The sequence below is a fragment of the Blastococcus brunescens genome, assembly GCF_035320885.1.
GTDB lineage: Bacteria > Actinomycetota > Actinomycetes > Mycobacteriales > Geodermatophilaceae > Blastococcus_B > Blastococcus_B brunescens.
Map to the genome: position 1 here is coordinate 481,330 of NZ_CP141261.1, position 23,832 is coordinate 505,161.

At 73.7% G+C, this 23,832-nt stretch carries 29 protein-coding genes and 5 pseudogenes; 12 read left to right on the top strand and 22 right to left on the bottom strand.

All coding sequences use genetic code 11. The annotated features are described in order from the left end of the window. Positions 1 to 18: 18 nt before the first annotated feature. The 6 genes from U6N30_RS03415 to U6N30_RS03440 all read right to left on the bottom strand — a co-directional run bounded on the left by U6N30_RS03415 (position 19) and on the right by U6N30_RS03440 (position 4,254). Positions 19 to 708, bottom strand: coding sequence for an FkbM family methyltransferase (locus U6N30_RS03415; protein ID WP_324276138.1), 690 nt, complete (start codon positions 706 to 708; stop codon positions 19 to 21). Then, positions 630 to 1,136, bottom strand: a complete 507-nt coding sequence (locus U6N30_RS03420; RefSeq protein WP_324276139.1) for a hypothetical protein — start codon at positions 1,134 to 1,136, stop codon at positions 630 to 632. The genes U6N30_RS03415 and U6N30_RS03420 overlap by 79 nt, the downstream gene beginning before the upstream one ends. Beyond that, positions 1,085 to 1,393, bottom strand: coding sequence for a hypothetical protein (locus U6N30_RS03425; RefSeq protein ID WP_324276140.1), 309 nt, complete (start codon positions 1,391 to 1,393; stop codon positions 1,085 to 1,087). Before U6N30_RS03425 ends, U6N30_RS03420 begins: the two co-directional genes overlap by 52 nt. A gap of 310 nt (positions 1,394 to 1,703) precedes the next feature. After that, positions 1,704 to 2,429 carry a glycosyltransferase family 2 protein gene (locus U6N30_RS03430; protein ID WP_324276141.1) on the bottom strand — a complete coding sequence of 242 codons (726 nt, stop codon included), beginning with the start codon at positions 2,427 to 2,429 and terminating at the stop codon, positions 1,704 to 1,706. Next, positions 2,426 to 3,301 (bottom strand): glycosyltransferase family protein, encoded by an 876-nt coding sequence (locus U6N30_RS03435; protein WP_324276142.1) that lies wholly within the window; start codon positions 3,299 to 3,301, stop codon positions 2,426 to 2,428. The genes U6N30_RS03430 and U6N30_RS03435 overlap by 4 nt, the downstream gene beginning before the upstream one ends. A gap of 20 nt (positions 3,302 to 3,321) precedes the next feature. Next, complete coding sequence (locus tag U6N30_RS03440) at positions 3,322 to 4,254, bottom strand: glycosyltransferase family 2 protein (protein WP_324276143.1); 933 nt, start codon at positions 4,252 to 4,254, stop codon at positions 3,322 to 3,324. A gap of 158 nt (positions 4,255 to 4,412) precedes the next feature. Between U6N30_RS03440 and U6N30_RS03445 the strand changes: the two genes are divergently transcribed. Together U6N30_RS03445 and U6N30_RS03450 are read left to right on the top strand one after the other, a co-directional pair. Continuing rightward, positions 4,413 to 4,829 (top strand): PglD-related sugar-binding protein, encoded by a 417-nt coding sequence (locus U6N30_RS03445; protein ID WP_324276144.1) that lies wholly within the window; start codon positions 4,413 to 4,415, stop codon positions 4,827 to 4,829. Then, on the top strand, positions 4,826 to 5,053 hold the full coding sequence (locus tag U6N30_RS03450; RefSeq protein WP_324276145.1) for an LbetaH domain-containing protein: 228 nt from the start codon (positions 4,826 to 4,828) through the stop codon (positions 5,051 to 5,053). Before U6N30_RS03445 ends, U6N30_RS03450 begins: the two co-directional genes overlap by 4 nt. A 67-nt stretch (positions 5,054 to 5,120) precedes the next feature. Here the strand turns inward: U6N30_RS03450 and U6N30_RS03455 are convergent, their stop codons facing one another. The 4 genes from U6N30_RS03455 to U6N30_RS03470 all read right to left on the bottom strand — a co-directional run bounded on the left by U6N30_RS03455 (position 5,121) and on the right by U6N30_RS03470 (position 7,989). Next, entirely contained in the window at positions 5,121 to 6,221 is a 1,101-nt protein-coding gene (locus U6N30_RS03455) for a DegT/DnrJ/EryC1/StrS family aminotransferase (protein ID WP_324276146.1), read from the bottom strand. Positions 6,222 to 6,647: 426 nt separating this feature from the next. Beyond that, positions 6,648 to 6,806, bottom strand: a complete 159-nt coding sequence (locus U6N30_RS03460) for a hypothetical protein (protein WP_324276147.1) — start codon at positions 6,804 to 6,806, stop codon at positions 6,648 to 6,650. Then, positions 6,803 to 7,849: a class II fumarate hydratase gene (locus U6N30_RS03465; RefSeq protein ID WP_324276148.1), complete on the bottom strand. Its 1,047-nt coding sequence runs from the start codon at positions 7,847 to 7,849 to the stop codon at positions 6,803 to 6,805. Before U6N30_RS03465 ends, U6N30_RS03460 begins: the two co-directional genes overlap by 4 nt. Continuing rightward, a complete protein-coding gene (locus U6N30_RS03470; RefSeq protein ID WP_324276149.1) occupies positions 7,846 to 7,989 on the bottom strand; it encodes a hypothetical protein in 144 nt (47 codons plus the stop codon). Before U6N30_RS03470 ends, U6N30_RS03465 begins: the two co-directional genes overlap by 4 nt. A 252-nt stretch (positions 7,990 to 8,241) precedes the next feature. On the opposite strand from U6N30_RS03470, the gene U6N30_RS03475 reads away from it, so the two are divergent. The 3 genes from U6N30_RS03475 (at position 8,242) to U6N30_RS03485 (ending at position 9,643) form a co-directional block, all read left to right on the top strand. Next, positions 8,242 to 9,054, top strand: coding sequence for a hypothetical protein (locus U6N30_RS03475; protein ID WP_324276150.1), 813 nt, complete (start codon positions 8,242 to 8,244; stop codon positions 9,052 to 9,054). Between the two features lie 95 nt (positions 9,055 to 9,149). Then, complete coding sequence (locus U6N30_RS03480; RefSeq protein WP_324278647.1) at positions 9,150 to 9,329, top strand: DUF1707 domain-containing protein; 180 nt, start codon at positions 9,150 to 9,152, stop codon at positions 9,327 to 9,329. Beyond that, on the top strand, positions 9,254 to 9,643 hold the full coding sequence (locus U6N30_RS03485) for a DUF1707 domain-containing protein (RefSeq protein WP_324278149.1): 390 nt from the start codon (positions 9,254 to 9,256) through the stop codon (positions 9,641 to 9,643). Before U6N30_RS03480 ends, U6N30_RS03485 begins: the two co-directional genes overlap by 76 nt. A 314-nt stretch (positions 9,644 to 9,957) precedes the next feature. On the opposite strand, the pseudogene glpX reads toward U6N30_RS03485, so the two are convergent. Beyond that, positions 9,958 to 11,033 (bottom strand): annotated as a pseudogene (gene glpX, locus U6N30_RS33175) (class II fructose-bisphosphatase); the annotation flags it as partial. A 63-nt stretch (positions 11,034 to 11,096) separates the two neighbouring features. Here glpX and U6N30_RS03500 point away from each other — a divergent pair. Both U6N30_RS03500 and U6N30_RS03505 read left to right on the top strand, forming a co-directional pair. Continuing rightward, positions 11,097 to 11,210: pseudogene (locus U6N30_RS03500) on the top strand (DUF4245 domain-containing protein); the annotation flags it as partial. Then, positions 11,162 to 11,617: a DUF4245 family protein gene (locus U6N30_RS03505; RefSeq protein WP_324276151.1), complete on the top strand. Its 456-nt coding sequence runs from the start codon at positions 11,162 to 11,164 to the stop codon at positions 11,615 to 11,617. The pseudogene U6N30_RS03500 and the gene U6N30_RS03505, both read left to right, overlap by 49 nt. Here the strand turns inward: U6N30_RS03505 and xseA are convergent. The 3 genes from xseA to U6N30_RS03520 form a co-directional block, all read right to left on the bottom strand. Further along, a complete protein-coding gene (gene xseA, locus U6N30_RS03510) occupies positions 11,538 to 13,595 on the bottom strand; it encodes an exodeoxyribonuclease VII large subunit (RefSeq protein WP_324276152.1) in 2,058 nt (685 codons plus the stop codon). The two genes, U6N30_RS03505 and xseA, sit on opposite strands and share 80 nt — an antisense overlap. 189 nt (positions 13,596 to 13,784) lie before the next feature. Beyond that, positions 13,785 to 14,744 (bottom strand): hypothetical protein, encoded by a 960-nt coding sequence (locus U6N30_RS03515; protein ID WP_324276153.1) that lies wholly within the window; start codon positions 14,742 to 14,744, stop codon positions 13,785 to 13,787. Further along, positions 14,741 to 14,992 carry a hypothetical protein gene (locus tag U6N30_RS03520; RefSeq protein WP_324276154.1) on the bottom strand — a complete coding sequence of 84 codons (252 nt, stop codon included), beginning with the start codon at positions 14,990 to 14,992 and terminating at the stop codon, positions 14,741 to 14,743. Before U6N30_RS03520 ends, U6N30_RS03515 begins: the two co-directional genes overlap by 4 nt. A gap of 127 nt (positions 14,993 to 15,119) precedes the next feature. Between U6N30_RS03520 and U6N30_RS03525 the strand changes: the two genes are divergently transcribed. Next, a complete protein-coding gene (locus U6N30_RS03525) occupies positions 15,120 to 16,277 on the top strand; it encodes a 4-hydroxy-3-methylbut-2-enyl diphosphate reductase (RefSeq protein WP_324276155.1) in 1,158 nt (385 codons plus the stop codon). 2 nt (positions 16,278 to 16,279) lie between these two features. Here U6N30_RS03525 and U6N30_RS33180 read toward each other — a convergent pair. From U6N30_RS33180 to U6N30_RS03570, 8 genes and pseudogenes are all read right to left on the bottom strand, one after another. Beyond that, positions 16,280 to 17,184 (bottom strand): annotated as a pseudogene (locus tag U6N30_RS33180) (DNA recombination protein RmuC); the annotation flags it as partial. A gap of 239 nt (positions 17,185 to 17,423) precedes the next feature. Further along, positions 17,424 to 17,843, bottom strand: a pseudogene (locus U6N30_RS03540) (MGMT family protein); the annotation flags it as partial. After that, the gene (locus U6N30_RS03545; protein WP_324276157.1) at positions 17,843 to 18,268 is read right to left on the bottom strand and encodes a DNA-3-methyladenine glycosylase family protein; all 426 of its coding nucleotides are present in this window, start codon (positions 18,266 to 18,268) and stop codon (positions 17,843 to 17,845) included. The gene U6N30_RS03545 and the pseudogene U6N30_RS03540, both read right to left, overlap by 1 nt. Continuing rightward, positions 18,211 to 18,645, bottom strand: coding sequence for an AlkA N-terminal domain-containing protein (locus U6N30_RS03550; RefSeq protein ID WP_324276158.1), 435 nt, complete (start codon positions 18,643 to 18,645; stop codon positions 18,211 to 18,213). The genes U6N30_RS03545 and U6N30_RS03550 overlap by 58 nt, the downstream gene beginning before the upstream one ends. Next, positions 18,627 to 18,689: pseudogene (locus U6N30_RS03555) on the bottom strand (hypothetical protein); the annotation flags it as partial. The pseudogene U6N30_RS03555 and the gene U6N30_RS03550, both read right to left, overlap by 19 nt. A 41-nt stretch (positions 18,690 to 18,730) precedes the next feature. Next, on the bottom strand, positions 18,731 to 19,327 hold the full coding sequence (locus U6N30_RS03560) for a bifunctional transcriptional activator/DNA repair enzyme AdaA (protein WP_324276159.1): 597 nt from the start codon (positions 19,325 to 19,327) through the stop codon (positions 18,731 to 18,733). Between the two features lie 94 nt (positions 19,328 to 19,421). Next, entirely contained in the window at positions 19,422 to 19,820 is a 399-nt protein-coding gene (locus U6N30_RS03565; RefSeq protein WP_324276160.1) for a hypothetical protein, read from the bottom strand. 65 nt (positions 19,821 to 19,885) lie between these two features. Beyond that, the gene (locus U6N30_RS03570) at positions 19,886 to 20,659 is read right to left on the bottom strand and encodes a TetR/AcrR family transcriptional regulator (RefSeq protein ID WP_324276161.1); all 774 of its coding nucleotides are present in this window, start codon (positions 20,657 to 20,659) and stop codon (positions 19,886 to 19,888) included. Between the two features lie 102 nt (positions 20,660 to 20,761). On the opposite strand from U6N30_RS03570, the gene U6N30_RS03575 reads away from it, so the two are divergent. From U6N30_RS03575 to U6N30_RS03590, 4 genes are all read left to right on the top strand, one after another. Continuing rightward, a complete protein-coding gene (locus tag U6N30_RS03575; protein ID WP_324276162.1) occupies positions 20,762 to 21,331 on the top strand; it encodes an ABC transporter ATP-binding protein in 570 nt (189 codons plus the stop codon). After that, on the top strand, positions 21,304 to 21,684 hold the full coding sequence (locus U6N30_RS03580) for an energy-coupling factor ABC transporter ATP-binding protein (RefSeq protein ID WP_324276163.1): 381 nt from the start codon (positions 21,304 to 21,306) through the stop codon (positions 21,682 to 21,684). The genes U6N30_RS03575 and U6N30_RS03580 overlap by 28 nt, the downstream gene beginning before the upstream one ends. Before the next feature lie 37 nt (positions 21,685 to 21,721). Further along, positions 21,722 to 22,549 carry an ABC transporter permease gene (locus U6N30_RS03585; protein WP_324276164.1) on the top strand — a complete coding sequence of 276 codons (828 nt, stop codon included), beginning with the start codon at positions 21,722 to 21,724 and terminating at the stop codon, positions 22,547 to 22,549. A 68-nt stretch (positions 22,550 to 22,617) separates the two neighbouring features. Then, the gene (locus tag U6N30_RS03590; RefSeq protein ID WP_324276165.1) at positions 22,618 to 23,790 is read left to right on the top strand and encodes an excinuclease ABC subunit UvrA; all 1,173 of its coding nucleotides are present in this window, start codon (positions 22,618 to 22,620) and stop codon (positions 23,788 to 23,790) included. The last annotated feature ends 42 nt before the right edge of the window (positions 23,791 to 23,832 follow it).

The following is a 23,832-nucleotide window of genomic DNA, read 5'->3' on the forward strand; positions in this document are numbered from 1 at the left end:
CGGGGCGGGCGAACACGTTCACCTGGCCGAGATACCCGTCGGGGAGGGGAAGGGCAGCACCTGACCGTCGTCCTCGGCGAGCGCGGTGAACTCGAACTCCCCGGCCCGACCGAGCAGGGCGATCGAGTCCTCCTGCGTCCAGCCGTGGTCGCCGGCGGCGAGCGGCGTGTACTCGTAGACGACCGTGGGTCGGACCGCGGCGATGAACTCCAGGGCGCCTCGCAGCACGCTCAGCTCGAGGCCCTCGACGTCGATCTTCACCAGTGAGACGCCGTCGAGTTCGCCGTCCGCGTGCAGCGTGTCCAACCGGACCGTCGGGACGGTGACCTGCTGCCACTCGTTGAGCAGGCCGAAGGCGTGCCGTCGAGCGGAGGCGATGGCGCTGTTGCCCGGCGTCGCGTGGAAGACGAGGGAACCGTCGGCGTCGCTGGCCGCGGCGTTGAAGAGGGTCACGTTCTCCGCCTCGTTGAGCGCGATGGTCGACGCGGCCAGCCGCATCGTCTCCGGTGAGGGCTCGAAGGCGAAGACGTGACCGGTCGGCGCCAGGTGTGCGGCCATGGTCGCCGCGACCACGCCGATGTTGGTGCCCACGTCGACGTAGTCGCCGGGTCGCTGCGACAGCTCGCTCCTCAGTGCATCGATGAGGGTGCTGTTGCACCCCGGATCGACGGCGTGGAGGGCCGACGGCCAGTCCCGGGCGTCGCCCATGTACCGGAGCCCCCGGCCAGGGTGCCGGTGAAGTACGGCCGGTCCGGCCGGACGTCGGTCCGTCGGCGCTCGAAGTCCCGGACGAAGTGGGCGTCGACCCGGGAGACCAGGTCGGTGCGGCGACCGGACCGCTGGAACTCGGCCTCCACGAGCGCGTCCCAGGTGGCGCTGTGGTCCCCGACCTGTTCCTGCACGCCGGCGAGCACCGCGCGGCAGTCCTGGAGACGGAGACGGGTGACCGCCGGCCGGTCCGCGTCCTCCCCGCCCGGGACGTCGAACGTCCAGGTCGCCAGGGCGCGTCCGTCGTGCCACCACCGGTTCCGGGGAGCGACGGCGAGCCAGGGCCCGGGCAGCAGCATCGCCGGGTCCTCGGCGGTCACGAGCTCCAGGTCGATGTCGGGTCCGCCGGCCAGGGCGGCCTCCAGCATGGGGACGGCGCGGTCCAGGTCTGCGGCTGGTACGGCCACCATGGCGCGGGGGACACCCCGTCGGCGAGGAGGTCGCGGAAGGCCTGCACCGTGGCATCGACCTCGGCAGGGACGAGGGCGGGGGCGGCGAGCGCGACGGGGTACTCGCGGGTCCAGACGTCCAGTTCCTGGGCGAGCCGGTCGCGGACGGCAGGGCTGTGCGCCCGCTCGGGCAGGCCGACCGAGCGGGTGTCCGGCGTCGGACGGAGCAGCTCCACCAGCGCCGCCGTGGACAGGAAGGCCGCCTCGAGCGTGGCCCCGTAGTCCGGCGTGTCGATGAGCTTGTGCAGCCGGTCGGCCGCCAGGACCAGGGCGCGGGTGTGAGCGCGCCGTTCCTGCCCCTCACCGGCCAGGTACCCGTGCCGGGCGCCCCAGTCGATCAGCCGCGACCAGTCGCGCTCCGCGCGGCCGACGTAGCGCGGGTTGTGCGAGTTCTGCCCGTCGTGGGAGCGGAACCGGCTCAGGGCCAGGGGGTGTAGTAGGCCGGGCCCATGGCGAGCAGGTACAGCCAGAGCTGGACGTCGTTGCTCACGTCGACGGGGCGGCCGTCGACGGTCCAGAGGTCGTCGGGGAGACGTCGTCGCGGCGGAACAGGACGGTGGTGGGCTCCCCGATGACGTTGGAGCAGTTGACCAGGACGTGATTGCCGAGGGTGCGACCGTCGATCAGCCCCGGCCGGGAGTCCACCTTCACGAAGTTGTGGTTCGGGACCGCCTTGCCCTGCTCGTCGATCAGCACCCGGTGGGAGAAGGCCATCGTCGCCTCGGGGTGCTGCTCCATGCCGCGGACCAGCTCCCGCACGCATTCGGTGCCGAGCACGTCGTCGTGCATGAGGTACTTCACGTACTCACCGCGGGCCTCGGCCAGCAGCCGGCGCGGGTTCTCCAGCGCGCCGATGTTGGGGTCGAACCGGAGCACCCGGACCCTGGGGTCCTCGGCTGCCACCGCCGCGAGGATCTCCGGGGTCCGGTCGGTCGACCCGTCGTCACCGACGAGCACCTCGATGTTGCGGTAGCTCTGCCCGAGCGCGGACCGCAACGCCGCCCGCAGGAAGCGCTCGCCGTTGTAGGTGGGGACGAGGATGCTCACGAGGGGATCGGTCCGGACGTGGACCGCGTGGTCCCGCCCGGCAGCCCGGGTGGCCTCCAGGATCCGGCGCCGCGTCCACAGCTGGGCATCGACACCGTAGGCGCGCCGTGTCGTGCGGAGTCCTTCCTGCGCGACCCGGCGGAGGCCGCCGGGCTCGGCCGTCATGTCCAGGATCCGCTGGGCGACCTCGGCGGCGTCCGCGGGGGCATGTGGATGTCGCGGCCGTCGGTGAAGACCCGGTTCTGCCCCAGCGGGTCGGTGGCCACGAGGGCGACGCCGCAGAGGGCCGCCTCGACGCAGGAGCCGGTGGGGAAGCCGTCGAAGGCGCCGGGGGCGAGACGCCCCGGCGTCGTCGGGGAGACGATGACGTCCATGCCCTCGTAGAAGGCGCGCAACTCGGGCGTGCTCAGCGTGGTCGCGAAGGTCAGCGGCAGGTCGGAGTCCTCCGCGCCGACGTCGGCCGGCCCGAACCCGCCGACGACGTGCCCCTGGACGGGCAGACCCGCGTCGGTGAGCAGGCGCAGGGTCTGCAGGAAGACCGGCCACCCCTTGTCCGAGCCGTCGGCGGTGTAGCGGAACGCGACGAAGCACACGTCGAGGACCGGCTTGCCGCTGCCGAAGTAGTTCGTGCGCAGCCCCGGACCGGGCCTGAGGTAGCCGGGGTCGACGGTCACGCCCAGGATCTCGGTGACCGGGACGGATCCTCCGGTTCTCGTGGTGACGAGCTCGGTCACCACCGGCTGGGTCGTGATCACGTGCCTGAGCTGCGGAGAGGCGAGGACCCGCGTCAGCATCCGCTCCGTGCGGGGCGTGCCCAGGTTCAATCCACCACCCGGGTACAGCGTCAGCACGAACGGCAGTCCGTCGCGCTCCATGTCCGCCACGAAGTGCGCGGCGTTGTTGAGGAACATCACCGACGCGCACTCGAACTCCCCGAACCGGCGGGCGTCGTACGGCGAGATCTGCCGGTGCGTCTCGGGGTGCAGGCTCGCGTACTCGGCGACGAGGGACCGGAGGTCCGGCACCGTCGTCATCACCTCGTCGACGACGCCCTGCCTCAGCAGCCAGTCGAACTCCGCGATCCGGAAGCCGGTCCCCTTGGTGGGGAAGTAGTCGTCGAGGACGACGACTCCCCGGCGTGCCGCGGGTGCTGCGTCGTCCTCTGCCGCCTCGTCGGGACGGCCCGCCGGCGCGGCGTCCCACGCCGCAACGGAGGTGCCAGGCGAGTCGGCGCCGGGGTGATCCCGGAGAGGTCGGTGCCGGCTCCCAGCTGCCGGAGGACGTCCGGCGCGAGCAGGTGACCGTGCTCCGGCAGGAGCGAGCGGGCGTCCACGGGCGATCCGCCCTGATCGGGTCCTGGACGGCCGGAGCGGACCCGGTGCAGCGTGGCGACGTCCGGCACCAGCCCGACGGGGCCGTACCCGGTCATCGCGAGGTCGAGCAGCTGACGGCAGGCCGCCGTCTCGAAGATGCCCGGGTCGAGCCGGTGGAGCGTCTCGGACCGGTAGACGACGCAGCTCGCCGTCGCCGGCCAGCGACCGTCCGCCAGGTGCGCGGCGGTGGCACCGCCCTCGGGGAGCTCGGCCTCGATGGCCGGAACGGTCCGTGACCCGCCGGTGGCGTCGTCGACGACGAGGGTCCGGGTGGCGGCCATGGACAGGCCCGGGTGCCCGTCCAGCATCTGGACCTGCCGCTGCAGCTTGTCCACCGACAGCCACTCGTCGCCGCCGTCGAGCAGGGCGACGTAGCGGCCGCGGCACGCGTCGAGCCCGCGGTGGAGCTCCAGCCCTGGGGCGAGGTCCACCTCGCGGGGAAGCACGCGGGCCTCGACGCCCACGCGCCGGGACCACGCCTCGACGACCGCCGGTGTCCCGTCGTCCGGGGCGCGGTCGACCACGACCACCTCGACCGTCGCCTCGAGCGCCTGGCTCTCGATCGACGCGAGTGCGCTCGCGAGCTGCACGTCCGAGTCACTGGTGACCAGCAGCACGCTTACTCGGGGAGCTGACATGTGCGGCACACGCCTTTCGCGTCGGGTCGGAGGAGGGAGGGGCGCCGGTCGGGCGTGGGGTGCGGGCACCCGGGCCTGGATCGGCCAGGATGGTCCCGGTCCCTCGCGCGGGGCGGGCGACCTCCGAGGAGCATGCGGTGGCAGTGCGACGGCTGGTCGTGATGGGCGCGGGTGGGCACGCGCGTGAGGTCCTCGACGTCCTGGAGTCCCTCTCCGACCGGGCGGGGCGGGAGCGGACGACCGTCTTCGCCGAGCCGGGGTCGACCACCGCGGCGGCGGCGGCGCTCGTCCGGGACCGGGGCTACGAGTTCGTCGACGCCCTGCCTGCGGACGCCGGCCACTACCTTCCGGCCGTCGGCGACCCGGCGCTGCGACGACGGTTCGCGACGCTCGCGGAGGCCCGCGGCCTGGAGCCGGCGCGGGTGGTGAGCCCGCTGAGCACCGTCCCGGACGTCGTCCGGGAGGCGCCGGGTCTGGTGGTCTTCCCCGGTGCCACATCAGCACGGCCGTCTCCGTGGGCCACCACTGCCACCTCAACACGGGCTGCTCGGTGAGCCACGACGCCCGGCTCGGCGACCGGGTCACCCTGGGCCCCGGGGTGCTCCTGGCAGGCGGGGTGGTGGTCGACGACGACGCCGTTCTCGGCATCGGCGCCGTCGTGCTCCCCGACCGCCGGATCGGCCGCGGGGCCGTGGTGGGCGGGGGCGGTGGTGGTCCACGACGTCCCCGGGGGACGACGGTCGTGGGCAACCCCGCCCGTCCGCTCGCCCCGCGCTGAGCCCCGTCCCGCGTCGAGCCCGGCCACGACCAGTGCCGCGGGGCTCACTGGACCGGGCGGGGAACGGTCACGGGGAGGCCGTCAGAGGTACGGCGCGGGGCCTCTCCGTCGCGCTCCCGCCGACCACCTCCCGTGGGGAGGGGATGCCGACCGGAACGGCCGGTGAGGAGACCGGTCCGCGCACGGACCACGGACGGTGCGGCGCCGCCGCGACGACGCGGAGGACCAGGTCCCGGATCCGCTCCAGAGAGCTCGCGCTGATGTCGTCGGCCATCGGCAGGCCGACGATGCGCTGGGACAGCGACGCGGTGACCGGCAGGCTCCCCGAGCACGGGACGGACGCGAACGCCGGCACCTGGTGCATCGGCGGGTCGAAGTACGCGCGGACCTCGATGCGGGTGTCGTCGGCCTCCTGGAGCAGCCGGGTGCGCGCCGCGGCCGTGGGCAGCGCCACCGGCACGAACTGGAACGTGGAGCCGGTCGCCCCGGCCTGGAACGCGACGCCGGCGTGCTCGAGCTCGCTCCGGAGCCACCCGGCAGCGGCGCGGCGCCGCGTCAGCACGTCGTCGAACCGGTCGAGCACGGCCAGCCCCACGGCTGCGGACAGCTCGGGCAGCTTGCCGTTGATCCCCACCTCGGTGACCGCGCGGTCCCGGTCGAAGCCGAAGTTGATCAGCCGCGCGACCCGGTCGAGCACGGCGGCGGACCGGGAGGTCACCAGGCCGCCTTCCCCGATCGCGAAGGGCTTGGTCGCGTGGAAGCTGAAGACCTCGGCGTCGCCCTGATCGCCGAGCTGCCGGCCCGCCTCGTCGACGGCACCGAATCCGGCCGCGGAGTCGACCACGACGGGCACGCCGAGCGCGCGGGTGGCCGCGGCGAGCGATGCGCGCCGGGCCGCGCTCGGAGCCGTGCCGAAGGTGGAGCAGAGGAGGACGCCGGCCAGCGACCTGCGGAGCCGTCCCAGCTGCTCGAGCGAGGACTCCGCGATCTGCCAGTCCTCGGGATCGATGTCCACGAACACCGGCTCGAACCCCGCCCAGATGATCGCGTTGACGCTGGCGACGAACGTGAACGACGGCAGGGCGACGAGGCGGCGGTTCCCGGCCGGTGCGCCCAGGCAGGCGCGCAGTGCCACCAGCAGGCCGGAGGTCGCGTTGTTGACGGCCACCCCGGGTGGTCGAGGCCCAGGCGGTCGGCACAGGCTCGCTCGAGTCGGGAGGCGCACGGCCCGCCGTTGGAGAACCACCGGCTCCGCTCCGACTCCGCGAAGTACGGCGCGACGGCGCCCAGCGGCGGCAGGGAGGGCGCCTGGAAGCGGATCAGCTCCCACACGTGGGGGCCGCAGCCGGCGCCGGAGCCGTCTCGGCAGCTGACCGATGGGACTGCAGGGACTGCAGCCCGGTCGCGGGCAGTTCCACCGGATGCTCCTCGGTCAGGCTCAGTGCGCCGGTCCGGCGACTGCTCCTGTCATCGGCAGATCGACCGGCCGCCGGGACCATGCCGTCGGCAGACCGCGTCCCGGCACCCGGGTTCGCGGGTGCCGGGACGGCGCGGAGGCGGGACGAGGAAGGGCGGTCCGTCCCTCAGGGGTGGGTCATCGAGAGGACGTCGAGGGCTGCGTCCAGCTGCTCCTCGGTGAGCTTCCCTGCTCGACGTACCCGCGCTCCACCACGACCTGACGGATCGTCTTCTGCTCCTTGAGCGACTGCTTGGCAACGATCGCGGCCTCTTCGTAGCCGATGTACTTGTTCAACGGCGTGACGATCGAGGGGAGGACTCGGCCAGCTCGCGGCAGCGCTCGACGTTCGCGGTGATGCCGTCGACGCAGCGGTCGGCCAGCAGCCGGCTCACGTTGGACAGCAGCCGGATCGACTCCAGCACGTTGCGGGCCATCAGGGGCAGCGTCACGTTGAGCTCGAAGCTCCCGGTCGTGCCGGCGAACGCGACGGCCGCGTCGTTGCCGATCACCTGGGCGGCGACCTGGATGGTCGCCTCCGGGATCACCGGGTTCACCTTGCCCGGCATGATCGAGCTGCCCGGCTGGAGGTCGGGCAGGAAGATCTCGCCGAGGCCGGTCCGCGGGCCCGAGCCCATCCAGCGCAGGTCGTTGGCGATCTTCACCAGGCCGACCGCGATGGTGCGCAGCTGCCCGGAGGCCTCGACGAGGCCGTCGCGGGAGCTCTGCGCCTCGAAGTGGTCGCGGGCCTCGGTCAGCGGCAGGTCCAGCTGGCCGGCCAGCCGCTCGATGATGGCGGCGGCGAACCCGGGCGGGGTGTTGATGCCGGTGCCGACGGCCGTGCCGCCCAGGGGCAGCTCGCCGACGCGCGGCAGCGAGGCGCGCAGCCGCTCGACGCCGTAGCGGATCGCCGCCGCGTACCCACCGAACTCCTGGCCGAGGGTGACCGGCGTGGCGTCCATGAGGTGGGTACGGCCGCTCTTCACGACCTCGGCGAACTCGTCGGCCTTGCGCGACAGCGACAGCTCGAGGTGCTGCAGGGCCGGGATGAGGTCGCGCACGATCGCGCCCGTGGCCGCGACGTGGATCGCCGACGGGAACACGTCGTTGGACGACTGCGAGGCGTTGACGTGGTCGTTCGGGTGCACCGGCGAGCCGAGCGCCTCGGTGGCGAGGGTGGCGATGACCTCGTTGGTGTTCATGTTGCTCGACGTCCCGGATCCGGTCTGGAAGACGTCGATCGGGAAGTGCTCGTCGAACTCGCCCGTGGCCACCCGCGCAGCGGCGGCGGTGACGGCTTCGGCGATCTCGCCGTCGAGGACCCCCAGGTCGGCGTTCACCGTGGCGGCCGCCCCTTGATGGCAGCCAGGGCGCCGATGAGCTCGCGCTCGATCGGGGTGCCGGAGATCGGGAAGTTCTCGACGGCGCGCTGTGTCTGTGCGCGCCACTTCGCCCACGCCGGCACGCGGACCTCTCCCATGGAGTCGTGCTCGATGCGGAAGTCCGCGCCGTCCTGCTCGGCGGCATCGTTCTGAGGGCCACGCTGCGCTCCCGGGTGGTGTGGATGGGGACTGTGCTCCGGGAGGGACCCTAGACACCCGCCGCAGCGGGCGGGGTCCCGGTCCGCGGTCCGGGGATCGGGAACTCGCCGCTGCCGCGGATGTGGAGGTCGGTGCGATGGCCCCTAGCATCCGCACCGCCGACTGCCGTGTCTCTTCCGAGGAGTGCTCCCATGTCTCAGCCGCCGTATCCGCCGCAGGGCGGCAACGAGCCCGGGGTGAGGAGCCCGGCCGGCCGGGATGGAACCCGCCGGGGAGCGACGACGAACCCACCCGGCAGTTCGACGCCCCGGGCGGGGGCCAGCGCGACCAGACCCAGCAGTTCGGCCAGCCGGCCTACGGCCAGCCCCTACGGCCAGCAGCCGGGGCAGCCGCCCTACGGCCAGCAGCCGGGGCAGCCGCCCTACGGCCAGCAGCCCGGGTATGGGCAGCAGCCCTACGGTCAGCCCCCGTACGGGCAGCCTCCCTATGGCCAGCAGCCGCCCTACGGTCAGCCGGGCCAGCAGTGGGCGCCGCCCGGTGGGCAGCCGCCGCCGAAGAACCGGAACACGCTCATCGCCCTGGTGGTGGGTGCGGTCGTCGTCCTGGCGGCCGCCGGGGTCGCCCTCTGGCTGCTGCTGGGCGACGGTGGGAACGACTCCCCGGTCGCCGCCCCGACCTCCGCGTCGAGCGAGAGCAGCAGCGAGGCGAGGACCTCGACGTCCGAGCGCAGCAGCTCGTCGAGCTCGCCCAGCGCTCCCACCCCCACGGAGTCCGAACCCGCCGCCGAGATCCCGCCGGCGACCGTGACGCCGGACGGCCTCGGGGACGACCCGCTCCTCGATGCGTTCGCCCAGGACTGCTACGACGGTGACATGGCCGCCTGCGACGACCTGTTCCTGCAGTCGGACTTCGACTCGGCCTACGAGGCGTACGGCGACACGTGCGCCGGCCGGCAACCGCTGGACACCGACGTGCTGTGCACGGTGGCCTTCCCGGGCGACTGACCTCCACCGACGAGCGGCCCGGCACCTCGAGGTGCCGGGCCGCCCGCGCGTTCGGCGGCCTCAGGGGCACCGGCGGTCGGCTAGCGTCGGGCACCGTGACCGACGACGAGAACCGCGAGCGACCGCCGGCCGTCCGGGCCTCCGACGCCGATCGGGAGGCGGTGGTCTCGCGGCTGCAGGCCGCCCTCGCCGAGGGCGTCTGGACCTCGACGAGTTCGGCCAGCGCGCGGAGTCCGCCTACGCGGTGCTCACCCGCGTCGAGCTCGACGAGCTGATTGCCGACCTGCCGGCCGACAGGCCGCCGCCGGTCCAGATCGTCGGTCAGCGCGCCGCGGAGGAGGTGTCGAGCGTCTTCGGCGACGTCACGCTGACCGTCGCGACGTCGCCGCCGCGACGGGTGGGCACGGTGTTCGGCGACATCCGGATCGACCTGCGCGGCCTGCGCACCGACGCCGACCGGATCGATCTGACGCTCGCCACCATGTTCGGGGACATCGACGTCATCGTGGCCGAGGGGTGGACGCCGAGCTGCACGGCCGGACGATCTTCGGGGACCGCAAGGTCGACCTGGCGCCGGTTCCGCGTCTGAAGGGCACGCCGCTGGTCGTCGTCCATGCCAAGGCCACCTTCGGTGACCTCCGGCTGCGCAGCCTGGCGCCCGGCGACTCGCCCAGCCGCTGGGGTGCCCTCATGGAGAAGCTGGCCCAGCGCAGGCAGCTGCCTCCGCGGCCTCCCCTGACGGGGCGCCGCCGCCCTTCCCGCCGCCACCGCTGTGAGCGGCTACTCCGGCTGGTCGTCGCGGTCGAAGGGCACGGCGGAGTAGGCCCGCAGCTTCTCCAGCGAGTGCAGGCTGTCGATCGAGCGGATCGTCCCCGACCTCGACCGCATCACCAGCGACTGCGTGGTGCAGCCGCCGGAGCTGTAGCGGACACCACGGAGCAGCTCGCCGTCGGTGATCCCGGTGGCGACGAAGAACACGTCGCCACGGACGAGGTCGTCGATGTGCAGCACCCGGTCGAGGTCGTGGCCGGCGTCGATGGCCTTCTGCCGCTCGTCGTCGTCCTTCGGCCAGAGCCTGCCCTGCAGCGAACCGCCCATGCACTTGAGCGCGCAGGCCGCGATGATCCCCTCCGGCGTCCCCCGATACCGAGCAGCAGGTCCACGCCGGTGCCCTCGCGGGCGGCCGCGATGGCGCCGGCGACGTCGCCGTCGGTGATGAACGTGATGCGGGCGCCGGCCTCGCGGACCTCGTGGACGAGCTGCTCGTGGCGCGGGCGGTCGAGGATGCACACCGTGACGTCGGCGCGCGAGGTCTTCTTCGCCTTCGCGATGCGGCGGATGTTCTCGGCGACCGGGGCGGTGATGTCGACGACGTCGGCCGCGGCGGGGCCGGTCGCCAGCTTCTGCATGTAGAAGACCGCCGACGGGTCGTACATCGCCCCGCGGTCGGCCACGGCCATGACGGCGATGGCGTTGGGCATGCCCTTGGCCATCAGGGTGGTGCCGTCGATCGGGTCGACGGCGACGTCGCACTCCGGTCCCTGGCCGTCACCGACCTGCTCGCCGTTGTAGAGCATCGGCGCCTCGTCCTTCTCGCCCTCGCCGATCACGACGACGCCCTTCATGCTCACCGTGCCGATGAGGGCGCGCATGGCGTCCACGGCGGCGCCGTCTCCGCCGTTCTTGTCACCGCGGCCCACCCACCGGCCGGCGGCCATGGCAGCGGCCTCGGTGACCCGGACGAGTTCGAGCGCGAGGTTCCGGTCGGGCGCGGGCCGGTCGGTGCTGAAGCCGCGGCTCGTCGGGACGGGGCCTTCGGGGACGGGCAGCGACACGGGGACCTCCTGGAGAGGGACCCCGTCCTTTCCCACCCTTCGCGAGCTCAGGGCGGGGCCCGGGACGGGGACATGGGCGGCGAGGCGGGCGGACTTGCCTGCGATCCTAGGTGCATGACCGGAGCCGGCCCGACGAGCGACCATGCACCCGACCCTGCAGGGGCGACGGCACCGCCGGTGTCGCCGGCCGTCGAGCGGGCGAACCGGATGAGTGCGGCCAACATGGTCCGGTCGCTGCTGCCGCTGGTGGTGATCTGCCTGCTCATCGTGGGGTGGCAGGCGTTCCGCGCGAGCCCGGACGTCGGGGTGCGCACCGTCGACCCGTCGTCCACGATCCAGCTCGCCTCGGCGCGGGCCGGCTACGAGGTGCAGGTCCCGGCCGGTCTGGACGCGGACTTCCGCCCGACCAGCGCCCGCACCGACGCCGGCAACGCAGGGGAGGGGATCCGGTCACCCTCGAGATCGGCTACCTGACCCCGGAGGAGGAGTTCGCCGGTTTCGTCGTGAGCGACGACCGCGCCGCCGATCCTCTGGCCGCGGCGCTCGACGGCGCCGACGACGACGGGACGGTCGACCTGGACGGCCGGACCTGGACCCGTTCGACGACCGTGGACGGCGAGACGGCGCTGTGGCGGGAGGCCGACGGCGTCACCGTCCTGGTGAGTGGCTCGGCGTCCGACGAGGAGCTGCAGACGGTGGCGGAGTCGGTGGCGCCCTACCGCGGCTGACCACCCGGTGAGGTCGGCTCATGACGATCCTGTGTCGTACATCACGAGCTGGTATCTCTCGGGTGCGCCGCGTGTCGACTCGCGGTGGTGTCCGGGACGCTTCCGCACCACCAGCCACGCGAGTTCCCTCGCCCGCCTCGAAGGAGCACCGATGCCCCCTCGTGCCCACTGCCCCGGCGGTGACCACCGGCCCCCGTCCACCGGCGGTTCGTGTGCCTGCGGAATGGTGACGCGGGTGCCGACGCGGGTGCCTGTGCCGCCACCGCGCCCGCTCGTGTCGCCGGACGTGCGCGACGCCCTCGCCCGCTGCCTCTACGACGGTCCGGGTGACCCGCTGGCCCACGACGCCACCGACCACCGGCCGGACGACCTGCGGATGTCGGGGATCCTGCGGCGTCGCGCCGACCGGATGATCGCGGCGATGGCCGCCGCGGGCCTCGTGGTCAGCGCAGACGGCGACCTGGTCCGGGCGGCCTGAGGTCCGGCGGCGACGGTCAGGGCCGGTCGGGCTCGTCCGTCGGCGCGGCCGCCGCCAGGCGCTCCTGGCCCGGTCCAGCCAGTGCCGGCACAGCGTCGCCAGCTCCTCGCCGCGCTCCCAGAGCGCCAAGGAATCCTCCAGCGTCAGGCCGCCGGCCTCGAGCCGGCGGACGACGTCGGCGAGCTCCTCGCGGGCCTGCTCGTAGGTCGTCGTCGGCTCGGCCGCCTCGCTGCTGGTCGCTGCGTTCTCGGCGCTGCTCATCACTGCCCATCCTCGTCGGTGCGGTCGTCGGTGCCGGAGTCGACCCGCACGGTCAGCCGGCCGCCGGCGACGCGCACGCGCAGCCGCTCCTCGGCGATCACCTCCGCCGGGTCGCGCACCAGGGTCCCGTCGGTCTTCTGGAGCACGGCGTAGCCGCGGTCGAGGTGGCCGCCGGCGACAGGGCGGCCACCCGGGCCCGGGCGTGCTCGAGGTCGCGCTCGGCTCCTCCACCCGGTGCACCAGGCTCCGGCGTGCGCGGGTGCGGAGCGAGACGACGTCCTCCTCCCGACCGTGCAGCAGCCGGTCGGGCGAGGCCAGCACCGGCCGGGTCCGCATCGACTCGAGCCAGCGTTCCTGCTGCTCGACGCGACCGGTGAGCAGCTGCCGGGCCCGGGCGCGCAAGCCGTCGACGAGCCGCCGCTGCTCACCGATCTCCGGCACGACGCGATGCGCGGCGTCGGTGGGTGTGGCGGCGCGGACGTCGGCGACGTGGTCGACCAGCGTCGTGTCGGTCTCGTGGCCGACGGCGGTGACGACGGGGGTGCGGGTGGCCGCGATGGCGCGCACCAGCCCCTCGTCGGAGAAGGGCAGGAGGTCCTCCACCGAACCGCCGCCACGGGCGATGACGATGACCTCGACCGCCGGGTCGGCGTCGAGCCGGCGCAGCCCGTCGATGACGTTCTGCGCCGCCTGTGGACCCTGGACGGCGCAGTTGACCATCGCGAAGCGGATCGCCGGCCAGCGCCGGCGGGCGGTCACGAGGACGTCGCGCTCGGCGGCGCTGTCCCGACCGGTGATGACGCCGACGACGGCCGGCGCGAAGGGGAGCGGCCGTTTGCGGGCGGCGTCGAAGAGGCCCTCGGCGGCCAGCAGCCGGCGGATGCGCTCGATGCGCGCCAGCAGCTCGCCGAGGCCCACGGCGCGGATCTCGGTGGCCCGCAGGGAGAAGGATCCTCGGGCGACGTAGTAGTCAGGACGCGCCCGGACGATGACGCGGGCACCCTCGGTCAGCTCCAGGCCGAGGCGCTCGGCCACGTCGCGGTGGCAGGTGACCGGGATCGACAGATCGGCGGCCGGATCGCGCAGGGTGAGGAAGACCGTGGCCGCCCCTCCGCGCCGGGACAGCTGCGCCACCTGGCCCTCGACCCAGACCTCTCCGAGACGGCCGATCCAGTCGGCGATCTTGCGTGCGACCGTGCGCACCGGCCAGGGCGCCTCGGGGGAGGAGGGTGCGGTCACGGCCCGAGCGTGCCAGGTGGGGGCGACGGACTGCCGCCCCCACCCTCAGGCGTTCACACGCCGCGCGGTGCCAGGGGCTGGACTCGACGGCCTGCTGCTCGAGCTTCTCCAGGCGGTTGCGCAGCAGCCGAACGTACTGCTCGCGGGCCCGCGTCGCCTCCTCGTAGGCGAGGAGGTCCTGCACCGTGCTCAGCGCGTAGCCGCGCAGACGCCCGCGCAGCTGGGCGACGGAGAAGCTGTCGTAGCCGTCGATCGGCGCCGCTCCGGCGGCCTGCGATCCGGACAGCTCACCGCCCTCCTGCGGGTCGTCGGTCGGCGCGGCGGACGTCCCCCGACCGTGTCGACCGCCGCGCTCTCCACGGCGGCGCTCTCCACGGCGGTGCCGGCCCCGGTGTCGCCCACGGGCTCGGTGTCGCCCACGGCCACGTCCGGGACGCTCTCGTCGGTCGTCGTCGGCCCGGCGTTGGTGTTCGTGGCGGCGGTGTCCGTCGCCTTGGTCGCCTTCTTCGCCTTCCCACCCTTGCCCGGGCCGACTTGGCGGGCTTGCGGGGCTTGGCCGACGGCGCAGCGGGGGCCTCCGGGGCGGGCTCTCCTGCGGCGGGTGCCTCCGGGGCGGCGATGCCCTCGTCGGTGACCGACGCCTCGACGGCGGCGACCTCGCCGTCCGGGGTGATCACGTCGACCGTGGTGCTCACGTCGGCCGACTCTTCTGCCGCGGAGGAGGTGGCCGCGGGGAGTCGTCGGACTCCAGCAGGGCGCTCCCGAGGGCCGCAGCGTCCTCGGTGGGGGAGCGTCCTCGGTGGCGGGGGCGTCCTCGGTGGCGGGTTCGTCCTCGACCACGGAGAGCGCGGGGGTGCCCGGGGCGGTCTCGTCGAGGTCCGGCGCCTGGTCGACCAGTTCGTCGATGGCGATCTCGTCGAGGATCTCCTCGATGGCCGGAGCCTCGTCGACGAGCTCCTCGATCGACTGCTGGCCCGTCTCGACCTGGTCGGCGAGCTCGTCGACGACGGCGGTGACGGCGTCGGCCTGCGGGTCCGCGGGCAGCGTGGCGACCTCGTCGGCGGAGAGCGTCTCGTCGGCGGCGAAGGTGTCGGCTGCGCGGTCGAACGCGGATTCGCGGTAGCCGTTGGACGGCTGGGTGACGCTCACCGGCTCGACGTCGTCGTCGAAGGTCGCGAGCCCGGGCTCGTTCTCCCCCGCAGCCCGGTGAACAGCTCGTCGCCGCGAGCGACGAGCTCGGCGTACTGCTGCTGCACCTTCATCGCGTGCTGCATCGCCAGGCCGATGACCCGCACCGGCAGGCCGGGCAGCGTCTCCGGCAGCTTGCGCGCCTCGTCCAGGACGGTGGCGGCCAGACCCGCGGCAGCGCGGACGACCTCAGGTATCTCTCGAGCCATGGGCACAGCGTGCCCCACAACCCGCGGTACGACACCAGATGTGGGCAGATCCACCCGGGGGCGTGGCCGTGAGCGGTCCCACCCGCTGGAGGCGGAGCGTCCACGCCTGCGCGCCTACAGTGGGCATATGGCTGATCAGCGCGGACGCGTCCTCCTGGCCGATCCCCGGGGCTACTGCGCCGGCGTCGATCGGGCGGTCGTGGCCGTCGAGCGGGCCCTCGAGATCCACGGTGCCCCGGTCTACGTCCGCAAGCAGATCGTCCACAACAAGCACGTGGTGGCGACGCTGGAGCGGCGCGGAGCGGTCTTCGTCGAGGAGACCGACGAGGTGCCCGAGGGCTCGGTCGTGGTCTTCAGCGCGCACGGGGTGTCCCCGGCGGTGCACGAGGAGGCGGCCGACCGGCAGCTGCGCACCATCGACGCGACCTGCCCGCTGGTGACGAAGGTGCACCAGGAGGCGAAGCGCTTCGCGCGCGACGACTTCGACATCCTGCTGATCGGTCACCGCGGACACGAGGAGGTCGAGGGCACTGCCGGTGAGGCGCCGGCCCACGTCCAGCTCGTCGACGGCCCCGAGGACGTGGCCAACGTCCAGGTGCGGGACCCGGAGAAGGTCGTCTGGCTGTCCCAGACGACGCTGTCGGTCGACGAGACGCTGGCGACGGTGGACCAGCTGAAGAACCGGTTCCCCGGCCTCCAGTCCCCGCCCAGCGACGACATCTGCTACGCGACGCAGAACCGTCAGCAGGCCGTGAAGCAGATGGCCGTCGACTGCGACCTGGTGCTGGTGGTCGGCTCCACGAACTCGTCCAACTCGGTGCGGCTGGTCGAGGTGGCGCTGGAGGCCGGCGCCCGCGACTCGCACCTGGTCGACTTCGCCTCCGAGATCGACCCGGCCTGGCTCGAGGGCGTGGCCACCGTGGGGGTCACCAGTGGCGCGTCGGTGCCCGAGATCCTGGTGAGCGAGGTCCTGGACTGGCTGGCCGAACGCGGGTACGCCGACGTCGAGACGGTGAAGGCCGCCGAGGAGCGACTGGTGTTCGCACTGCCGCACGAGCTGCGTCGCGCCGAGAAGGCCGCGCAGGCCACCGCGGGGACTGACCTCTCACCGCTCGACCCTCAGCCGGTGGTCCCGTTCCGCTCGGCGTCGTCGTCGGCGAGGGCCGGCTCGGCCGGCCGCAGGGTGCGGATGGTGGCCTCCAGCGGCTCGGGCGTCGGCACGGGGGTCTCGGCGATGCCCAGGTCGTCGAACCGGCGGGCGGCCGTGAGCACCGACCGCTCGTAGGAGCCGACCGTCTCGTTGAAGCGCGTCATCGTCGCGCCGAGGGCGGAGCCGAGGCGGGTGAGGTGGCCGGACAGGGTGCCCAGCCGGGCGTGCAGCCGCCGGCCCACCTCCAGCACCTGATCGGCGTCGCGGGCCAGCCGCTCCTGCCGCCACGAGTACGCGACCGTGCGCAGCAGCGCCAGCAGCGTGCTGGGGGTGGCCAGCACGACGTCGCGGGAGAACCCGTGCTCGAGCAGCCCCGGCTCGCCCTCCAGCGCCGTCATGAGGAAGCCGTCGGACGGCACGAAGAGCACCGTGAACGGGGCGGCCGGCCGGAAGGCCGTCGGGTAGCGGCGGGCGGCCAGCTGGTCGATGTGGGCGCGCAGCTGACGTGCGTGCATCGCGACGCGCTGGTCGCGCACGCCCTGGTCGGTGGCCTGCACCGCCTCGATGTACCCGGTGAACGGCACCTTGGCGTCGACGATCACCTGCCGGCCGTCGGCGAGGGTGACGATCAGGTCGGGCCGCACTCCGGCGCCCTGGTCGTTCGTGCCGCCCGGCTGTTCGACGAAGTCGCAGTGCTCGACCAGCCCGGCCACCTCCACGACGCGGCGCAGCTGGACCTCCCCCAGCGGCCGCGCACGTGCGGCGTCCGCAGCGCGGTGACCAGGGCCGCCGTCTCGTGCTTGAGCTGCGCGGAGGCCTGGCCGACGGTGCCCATCTGCTCGCGGAGCTCGCCGTGCGCCGTGGCGCGGTCGCGCTCGATGCCGGCAAGCAGCCGGTGCAGGTGATCGAGGGACTCGTGCACCGGTTCGAGACCGGCGCCGTCCGGGCGGCGCCGGGACAGCATCGTGACCACGCCGAGGGTGACGGCGGTGGCCAGCAGCGCGCCCAGGAGGAGACCGGCGAGCAGGGAAGCGGCGTCCATGTGTCGCAGGGTGCCGCACGCCACCGACACATCCGCTCCGCCAGGTCATCGGCATAGGTACCTATACATGCGTCCTGGGCGCTGGAACGCAGGTATAGGTACCTATGCCTGGGGGCGTGTCGCTCAGGCGGCCACCGGCGCGTGCTCCGCCTCGTGGTCCAGCAGCCACCGCTTGACCGGCGTCCCCAGCGGAAGCCACCGAGCCCGCCGTCGGAACCGAGGACGCGGTGGCAGGGCACGAACAGCGCGGTCGCGTTGCGGGCGCAGGCGTTGGCCGCGGCCCGGACGGCGGCGGGCCGGCCGCAGCGGGCGGCGAAGGCGGCGTAGGTGTCGGGGCGTCCCGCCGGCACCGTGCGGAGCACCTCCCACGCCTCGGTCAGGAACGGACCCGATCGCTGGCGGACGGCGACGCCGTCGATGGCGGTGAGGTCGCCGGCGAAGAACTTCTCCACCTCGTCGAGGACCGGCAGCCGGTCGACGATCTCGCTGCCGGCGGGGCGCAGCGAGCGGTGCACGACCGGGAGGAGGTCGGCGATGTCGGCGGTCCAGCCGCTGGCGAGAACGACGTCCCGCCCGTCGGGTCCAGTGTCGACGACGACGGTGAACGGGCCCGGCGGAGTGGCGACGGTGGCGTGCCGGGCGAGGGTGGGGAGGGACATCAGGCGCTCCTCGGGAGGGTGGGTGCAGGGGCTCGGGTGAAGAGGGAGGGCACGGCCAGCGCCCACAGGTGCAGGACGGCGTAGGAGCGCCACGGTCGCCAGCGCGTCGCCGCGTCGGCGTCGGAGCTGCCGAGGGCCGCCAGCGACCTCCGCAGCGCCAGGTCGCCGGGCAGCCAGACGTCGGGGTCGGCCAGGCCGCGCAGCCCGACCAGGGCCGCGGTCCAGGGCCCGATGCCCGGGACGGCGAGCAGCGCCCGCCCGGCCTCCTCGCGGTCGGCACCCGGGTCGAGGGCGATGTCGCCGGACGCGAGGGTCGCGGCCAGCGAGGAGACGGTGCGCCGCCGGGCCCCGGTGAGCCCGACGGCGCTCAGGTCGGCGCCGGCGAGCGCAGCGGCGCGAGGGAAGGCGTGGGTGAGGGTGCCCACCGGCTCGGCCAGGGGATGCCCGCAGTCAGCAGCCGGGCGGTGAGCGTGCGTGCCCCGGCCACCGAGACCTGCTGGCCGAGGACGGCGCGGATCGCCAGCTCGTCGGCGTCCGGGGAGGCGGGCACCCGTCGTCCCGGAGCGGCGGCGACCAGCGGAGCGAGGGCGGGGTCGGCGCCCAGGACGTCGTCGACGGCGGCCGGGTCGGCGTCCAGGTCGAGCATCCGGCGGCAGCGGCTGACGGCCGCACCGAGGTCGCGCAGCTCCGCCAGCCGCAGCCGGGCGGTGACGCCCGCACCGCCGTCGGAGGTGGGGAGAGCCGCACGATCGCCGGCCCGTGCGGCAGGTCGAGGACGCGGGAGAACGTCGTGCCGTCCCACTCCTCGAGGCCGGGGACGGCGTGGGCGCCGAGGAAGAGCAGCACCTCGGCCGCCTCGTAGGGCGCGCGGGCGGCCAGCCGGAGGGTCAGCCACCCGGGCGCCCCGCCGTCGCCGGCCCGTCGCGTGCGGCGCAGCTCCGTGGGGTGCCGGCGAACACCTCGCGCACGGTGTCGTTGAACTGCCGGATGCTCGCGAACCCGGCGGCGAAAGCGACGTCGGCCATCGGCAGGTCGGTGGTCTCGATCAGCACCCGGGCCGTCCGGGCGCGCTGGGCGCGGGCGAGCGCCAGCGGCCCGACGCCGAGCTCACCGACGAGCAGGCGGTGCAGCTGGCGCTCGGAGTAGCCCAGCCGGGCGGACAGTCCCGGAACTCCGGAGCGCTCGACCTCGCCGTCGGCGATCAGCCGCATGGCCCGCGCGACGACGTCGGCCCGGACGTCCCACTCCGGCGACCCCGGGACGGCGTCGGGACGGCAGCGACGGCAGGCGCGGAAGCCGCCGCCCTCGGCGGCCGCCGCGGTGGTGAAGAAGGTGACGTTGCGCGCCAGGGGAGTGCGGGCGGGGCACGACGGGCGGCAGTAGATGCCGGTCGTGTGCACTGCCGTGAAGAACCAGCCGTCGAACCGGGCGTCGCGGCCGGCGACGGCGCGGTAGCAGCGCTCGGCGTCCAGTGGCGGGGTCACGCCGATGAGCATGCCAGCGTCGGACGACGTCCTCTGGCGGTTTTCGGACGTCGCCGCCGACCACCCTCACCCTCGGCGACGGGCGACGCGGCACTCAGCCGCTGCGCACCCCCGAGCGTCGGTTGCGCGCGTACCAGGAGCCGAACGCCACGGCGGTGAGCGTGCTGGTCGCCCACAGGCCGGCCTCCTCTCCGACCCATCCCGACGACTCGGGGACGAGCGCTCCCACGCCGGTCTCGACCAGGAAGGACACCGCGAGGCCGACGAGGACCCCGCGAGGACGCCGCCCACCCGGACCGGGGTGCTCCGGCCGACCGTCGCCGCCAGCCCCCGCAGACGAAGGCGGCGAGCAACAGCGCCAGGCCGAGGAAGAACAGCGGTCCCTCGAGGGGCTCCGATCGAGGCCTCCCGCGACGGCGATGGCGACCGCCTTGAGCCCCCACGCGACGACGGCGCCGACGGCGCAGGTGGTGGCGATTCGCAGAGGTGTCATCCGCCGAAAGCTAGGCGGCGGGCGCCTCCTCCTCAACGGGTCCCGGCGCGGGGCCTCGATCAGGCTCAGCGCGAGGCGTCGAGGATGAGAACCCCGATGCCGTCCAGCAGTCGGTCGAGCCCGAACTCGAAGGACCGGTCCGGGTCGTAGGCGCCGAGCTCCTCACCGGCGACCGGTCCCACCCGGGCGGCGGTCGGGTACCGCTGGGCGTCGAACACCTGGGCGACGTAGGGCTCGGTCGCCGCCCACCACTGCTCCTCGCTGATGCCGGTCACCCGCTCGGCGTCGACCTTCTCCTGTACCCCGCCGACGGTGCCCCGCACGAACCCGTTGACCAGCGTCACGAGCAGGTCCATCTGGATCTCGGAGAGGCCGAGTCCGTCCACGGCCCGGAGTTCCAGCTCGTACTTGCGCATGACGCCCGGGCCGAGCGGGGGACGTCCGGACGACAGGTGCAGCGCCCAGGGGTGCCGGAGGAAGAAGTCCCAGTTGGCCCGGGCGAGGGTCCTGAGCCGGGTGCGCCAGGCCCCCGACGCCACCACGTCCTCGTCCGGGTAGAGCTCGCCGAGGACCGAGTCGAGCATGAGGTCGACGAGCTCACCCTTGCCCGGCACGTGGGTGTACAGGGTCATCGCCGCCACCCCGAGCTCGGCGGCGACGCGGCGCATCGATAACGCGGCGAGCCCCTCCGCGTCGGCGAGCCGGACCGCCGCCGCGACGATGCGGTCGACATCCAGCGCCGACCTCGGACCCGGCTTCGAGCCGCCGTCCCCGGCCGTGCGCCAGAGCAGGGCCATGCTGCGCGCCGGGTCGCCGGTCCCCGTGAACTCCGTGGCCATGTCCCTCACTCTCCCGCATGCCTCTCGAGCCGCTGGCGGAATAACTCCGTACGGCGTACGTTGTCGTCTCGTTCAACGTCGTACAGCGTACGGAGGTAGCCCGTGACCAGCGCGATCTCACTGGGAGGACTCACCAAGAGGTATGGGGAGACGGTGGTGCTGGACGGCGTCGACCTCGACGTCGGGAGTGGGACGGTCTGCGCGCTCCTGGGTCCCAACGGTGCGGGCAAGACCACCGCGGTGCGGATCATGACCACGCTCGTGCGCCCGGACGCCGGGCGGGTGGAGGTGGCCGGGATCGACGTCGTCCGGCACCCGCGGGCCGTGCGTCGGCGGATCGGCCTGATCGGGCAGCAGCCCGCCGTCGACGACGTCCTCGCGGCGCGGCAGAACCTGGTGCTCTTCGGCCGGCTGCACCACCTGTGCCGGCGGGACGCCGGGCTGCGCGCCGAGGAACTCCTGGAGCAGGTCGGGTTGGCCGACGTGGGGGACGAGCCGGTCCGCCAGTTCTCCGGGGGATGCGCCGCCGGCTGGACATCGCCGCCGGCCTCGTCCTGGCGCCGGAGGTGCTGTTCCTCGACGAGCCGACGACCGGCCTGGACCCGGCCGGACGGCGCGACGTCTGGGCGGCCGTCCGGGCGCTGGTGGCCGGCGGTACCTCGGTGCTGCTGACCACCCAGTACCTGGAGGAGGCCGAGGAGCTGGCCGACGACGTGTGCGTCCTGGACGACGGACGGGTCGTGGCCCGCGGGACGCCCTCCGAGCTCACGGCGGCGATCGGTGGGGACCGGCTGGAGATGGTCGTCTCCGACCCCGGACGCGCCCGGGAGGCGGCCCGGCTGGCCGAACGGGTCGCGGGTGGGGCACCGCCGACCGCGCCGCTCGGCACGGGGAGCGGGTGGTCGTGCCGGTCGCCCGGCGGCACGGCGTCGTGGGCACGGTCGTCCGCGCGCTGGACGAGGCCGGGATCGCCGTCGACGACGTCGTCCTGCGCCCGACCACGCTGGACGAGGCCTACCTGTTGATCACCGGACGGGACGACGAGCGCACGGAGGTGACGGCATGACCACCCTGCACGCAACGCCGGCGGAGCCGACGGGGCTGGAGCGGCTGCGGTGGTCGGTGGCCGACGCCGTCGCCGTGGCCGCCCGGGACGTCGCGCACTGGCGCCGTCAGCCGGCCGCTGTCCTCGTCGGCGCGCTGTTCCCGGTCCTCCTGCTGCTGATGTTCACCTACCTGCTGGGCGGCGGCATGGTCGTGCCGGGCGGGGGCGACTACCGCGACTTCCTGGTGCCCGGGATGCTCGCGCTGGCCATGGTCTTCGGCGTCGAGGCGACCATGACCGCCGTCGTCACCGACACCGCGCGCGGCATCACCGACCGGTTCCGCTCGCTGCCGATGGCGCCGTCGGCGGTGGTCGCCGGACGGTGCCTCGCCGACATGCTGTCCTCCGTCGTCGGCCTGGTGGTGCTCGTGGTCGCTGCACTCGCGATCGGCTGGCGCCCCGACGGCCTGGTCCCCGCGCTGGCGGCCGTCGGTCTGCTGCTCCTGCTGCGGCTGGCGTTCCTCTGGATGGGGATCTACCTCGGCCTGCTGGCCCGGGACCCCTCGATGGTCGTGGCCGTGCAGATCCTGGTGTGGCCGTTCGCCTTCCTGTCCAACGCCTTCGTCGCGGCGTCGTCGATGCCCGGGTGGCTGGCCACCATCGCCGAGTGGAACCCGGTCGCCGGCACGGTGACCGCCGTCCGCGAGCTGTTCGGGGCCCCGGTCGGCGCCGGCGGCGGCTGGGCGACGGAGCACGCGATGCCGCTCGCCGTCGTCTGGCCGGTCGTGCTCACGGCGGTCTTCGCGGTGCTCAGCGTCGGACGGTTCCAGGGGTTGTCCCGATGAGCCGCTCAGTTCCTGGTGTCGTACCCGTCGTCCATGGTGGCGGTGGAGAGCGAGAGAGGGAGATGCACGTGGACGGGTCAGCCCTGTACGGCGCGATCGAGGTGCGTGGCGCCCGGGAGAACAACCTGCGCGACGTGTCGCTGGACATCCCGAAGCGGCAGCTCACGGTGGTCACCGGGGTGTCGGGCTCGGGCAAGTCGTCGCTGGTGTTCGACACGGTGGCGGCGGAGTCGCAGCGGCTGATCAACGAGACGTACTCGGCGTTCGTGCAGTCGTTCCTGCCGCACTACGGCCGGCCCGACGTCGACTCGGTGGACGACCTCTCCGCGGCGATCGTCGTCGACCAGGCGCGGATGGGCAGCAACGCCCGCTCCACGGTCGGGACGGCGACCGACGCCGCGTCCCTGCTGCGGATCCTGTACTCGCGGCTCGGCGAACCCGCGGTGCATCCCGCGTCGGCACTGGGGTTCAACGACCCGAAGGGCATGTGCCCGGAGTGCGAGGGGCTGGGGCGGTCCAGCAGCATCGACGTCGACGCCCTGCTCGACCGCGACCGCAGCCTCGACGAGGACCCGATCCGTTTCCCCGGTCACGCGGTCGACTCGTGGCCCTGGACGATCTACGCCCACTCGGGCTTCTTCGACACGGCCAAGAAGCTGCGCGACTACACCGACGAGGAGTGGCAGCGGCTGCTCCACGGCGAGGAGGTCAAGCTCAAGTACGGGAAGATGAACCTCACCTACCGCGGCATCATCACCAGCTTCCAGCGCTCCTACCTCAGCAAGGAGCTGGCCGACCTCCAGCCGCACATCAGGAAGGCGATCGAGCGGATCACGACGTCCGGCCCGTGCCCGGCGTGCGGCGGCACGCGGCTGAGCGAGCCGGCGCGGAACTGCCGCATCGACGGCGTCTCCATCGCCGACTGCGCGGCGATGCAGGTCGACGAGCTGCTCGCGTTCGTCCAGCGGATCGAGTCGGTGCCGCTGAAGCGGCTGCTCGACGGTCTGGCGGCACTGCTGGGTGACCTGGTGCGCATCGGGCTGGGATACCTCTCCCTCGACCGGTCGACGTCGACACTGTCGGGAGGGAGTCCCAGCGCGTCCGCATGGTGCGCCACCTCGGCTCGAGCCTCACCGACATCACCTACGTGTTCGACGAGCCGACCGTCGGGCTGCACGCCCACGACGTCCAGCGGCTCAACGAGCTGCTGCTCCGGCTGCGCGACAAGGGCAACACGGTGATCGTCGTCGAGCACGAGCCGGAAGTGGTGGCGGTCGCCGACC